At 61.6% G+C, this 2,771-nt stretch carries 4 protein-coding genes; all 4 read left to right on the forward strand.

The window, feature by feature from the left end; genetic code table 11:
• Positions 1-306, forward strand: a 306-nt coding sequence (sdhC, locus tag C0Z19_RS27555) for a succinate dehydrogenase, cytochrome b556 subunit (RefSeq protein ID WP_102612994.1), incomplete at its 5' end; no start/stop codon positions are given.
• A gap of 4 nt (positions 307-310) precedes the next feature.
• Positions 311-679 carry a succinate dehydrogenase, hydrophobic membrane anchor protein gene (sdhD, locus tag C0Z19_RS27560; RefSeq protein ID WP_102612995.1) on the forward strand — a complete coding sequence of 123 codons (369 nt, stop codon included), beginning with the start codon at positions 311-313 and terminating at the stop codon, positions 677-679.
• 4 nt (positions 680-683) lie between these two features.
• Positions 684-2,459: a succinate dehydrogenase flavoprotein subunit gene (sdhA, locus tag C0Z19_RS27565; protein ID WP_102612996.1), complete on the forward strand. Its 1,776-nt coding sequence runs from the start codon at positions 684-686 to the stop codon at positions 2,457-2,459.
• Between the two features lie 28 nt (positions 2,460-2,487).
• A partial coding sequence (locus tag C0Z19_RS27570; RefSeq protein ID WP_233196315.1) for a 2Fe-2S iron-sulfur cluster-binding protein occupies positions 2,488-2,771 on the forward strand: 284 nt, incomplete at its 3' end.

Raw genomic sequence — 2,771 nt, forward strand, 5'->3', positions numbered from 1 at the left:
GTCAGCGGTGCTGCATTGTTTCTTTTCCTTCCGTTCCTGCTGTACCTCTTCAGTCAGAGCCTTACTTCCGAACTGAGCTTCGAAGTCTTCAAGGGCTTCCTGTCCAACATCATCGTCAAGCTGATCACGCTCGGGCTGGCGTGGGCTTTCCTCTTTCACTTCTGCGCTGGCATTCGCCATCTCGTGATGGATACGAATCACGATGCGGTGACGAAGGAAAGCGGCAAGCGCACTTCCGTGGTGGTCTTCGTCGTGTCGTCGGTCTTGACGATCGCCTTTGCGCTCAAACTGTTCGGAGCTTTCTAACAACATGGCTGCCAATACCCGAATCGGCTCGAAGCGCCTTGTCGTCGGCGCGCACTATGGCCTGCGCGACTGGCTCGCACAACGCATCACCGCCGCCGTGATGGCGGTCTACACCGTCATCCTGCTCGCCTGGTTCTTCGGCGCGCAAGACTTCTCTTACGACGGCTGGGCCTCGATCTTTGCCACTCAATGGATGAAGCTCGCGACGTTCGTCACGTTGCTCTCGCTCTTCTACCACGCGTGGGTGGGCGTGCGCGATATCTGGATGGACTATGTGAAGCCCGTCGGCACGCGCCTCGTATTGCAGGCGCTGACGATCGTATGGCTGCTTGCATGTGCGGGCTACGCTGCGCAGATTCTCTGGAGAGTGTAAAAGAATGGTCGCAATCAAGAATTCTCTGCCGCGTCGCCGCTTCGACGTGGTCATCGTCGGCGCGGGCGGCTCGGGGATGCGCGCTTCGCTGCAACTGGCGCGCGCCGGTTTGTCGGTCTGCGTGCTGTCGAAAGTGTTTCCCACGCGCTCGCACACGGTCGCCGCGCAAGGCGGGATCGGCGCATCGCTCGGCAACATGAGCGAAGACAACTGGCATTACCACTTCTACGACACGATCAAGGGTTCCGACTGGCTCGGCGATCAAGACGCGATCGAATTCATGTGCCGCGAGGCGCCGAACGCCGTCTACGAACTCGAACACTTCGGCATGCCGTTCGACCGTAACGCGGACGGCACGATCTATCAGCGTCCGTTCGGCGGCCATACGGCCAACTACGGCGAGAAGCCCGTGCAGCGCGCCTGTGCGGCGGCCGACCGCACCGGTCACGCGCTGCTGCATACGCTCTATCAGCAAAACGTCGCAGCGAAGACGCAATTCTTCGTCGAATGGATGGCGCTCGATCTGATCCGCGATGCGGACGGCGACGTGCTCGGCGTGACGGCGCTCGAAATGGAAACGGGCGACGTCTACATTCTCGAAGGCAAATGCACGCTGTTCGCCACGGGCGGCGCGGGCCGGATCTTCGCGGCATCGACGAACGCCTTCATCAATACCGGCGACGGCCTCGGCATGGCGGCCCGTTCGGGCATCGCTTTGCAGGACATGGAGTTCTGGCAGTTCCATCCGACCGGCGTGGCCGGCGCGGGCGTGCTGATCACCGAAGGTGTGCGCGGCGAGGGCGGCATCTTGCGCAACTCGAACGGCGAACGCTTCATGGAGCGCTACGCGCCGACGCTGAAGGACCTGGCGCCGCGCGATTTCGTCTCGCGTTCGATGGACCAGGAAATCAAGGAAGGCCGCGGCGTGGGTCCGAACAAGGATCACGTGCTGCTCGATCTGTCGCACATCGGCGCCGAGACGATCATGAAGCGCCTGCCGTCGATTCGCGAAATTGCGTTGAAGTTCGCGAACGTCGACTGCATCAAGGAGCCGATCCCGGTCGTGCCGACGATCCACTACCAAATGGGCGGCATCCCGACGAACATTCATGGCCAGGTCGTGGGTACGCCGCGCGGCCACGAGGAAGTCGTCAACGGTTTCTACGCTGTCGGCGAATGCTCGTGCGTGTCCGTGCATGGCGCAAATCGTCTCGGTACGAACTCGTTGCTCGACCTGGTCGTGTTCGGCCGCGCCGCGGGCAACCACATCGTCAAGCACGTCAAGGATCTCAAGGAACACAAGCCTCTGCCCGCTGATGCCGCCGATTTCGCGCTGTCGCGCCTCGACAAGCTCGAGAAGTCGAGCTCGGGCGAGTACACGCAGGAGATCGCGGGCGATATCCGTTCGACGATGCAATCGCACGCCGGCGTGTTCCGCACATCGAAGCTGCTCGCGGAAGGCGTGGAGAAGATCAAGGAAGTTGCCGAGCGCGTCAACCACGTTCATTTGAAGGACAAATCGAAGGTGTTCAACACGGCTCGCGTCGAAGCGCTCGAGCTTGCGAACCTGATCGAGGTCGCCCGTGCGACGATGGTATCGGCCGAAGCGCGCAAGGAAAGCCGCGGCGCGCATGCACAGAGCGACTACGAAGAACGCGACGACGTCAACTGGCTGCGCCACACGCTGTGGTTCAGCGAAGGCGATCGCCTCGACTACAAGCCGGTTCATATGAAGCCGTTGACGGTCGAATCCGTGCCGCCGAAGGCGCGTACCTTCTAAGCCGGCGAAATCATAGGACACACGCGAAATGGCAAAACGTACTTTCGAAATCTACCGCTACGATCCGGACAAGGACGCCGCGCCGCGCATGCAGACGTATGACCTCGAAATCGGGGTCGGCGACCGCATGCTGCTCGATGCGCTCGTCAAGCTGAAGGCGCTGGACGAGACGCTGTCGTTCCGTCGCTCGTGCCGCGAGGGCGTGTGCGGTTCGGATGCGATGAACATCAACGGCAAGAACGGTCTCGCCTGCCTGACGAACCTGAACGATCTGCCGCAAAAGATCGTGCTGCGTCCGCTGCCGGGCCTGCC

The sequence above is a fragment of the Trinickia soli genome (assembly GCF_002879855.1).
Taxonomy (GTDB): domain Bacteria; phylum Pseudomonadota; class Gammaproteobacteria; order Burkholderiales; family Burkholderiaceae; genus Trinickia; species Trinickia soli.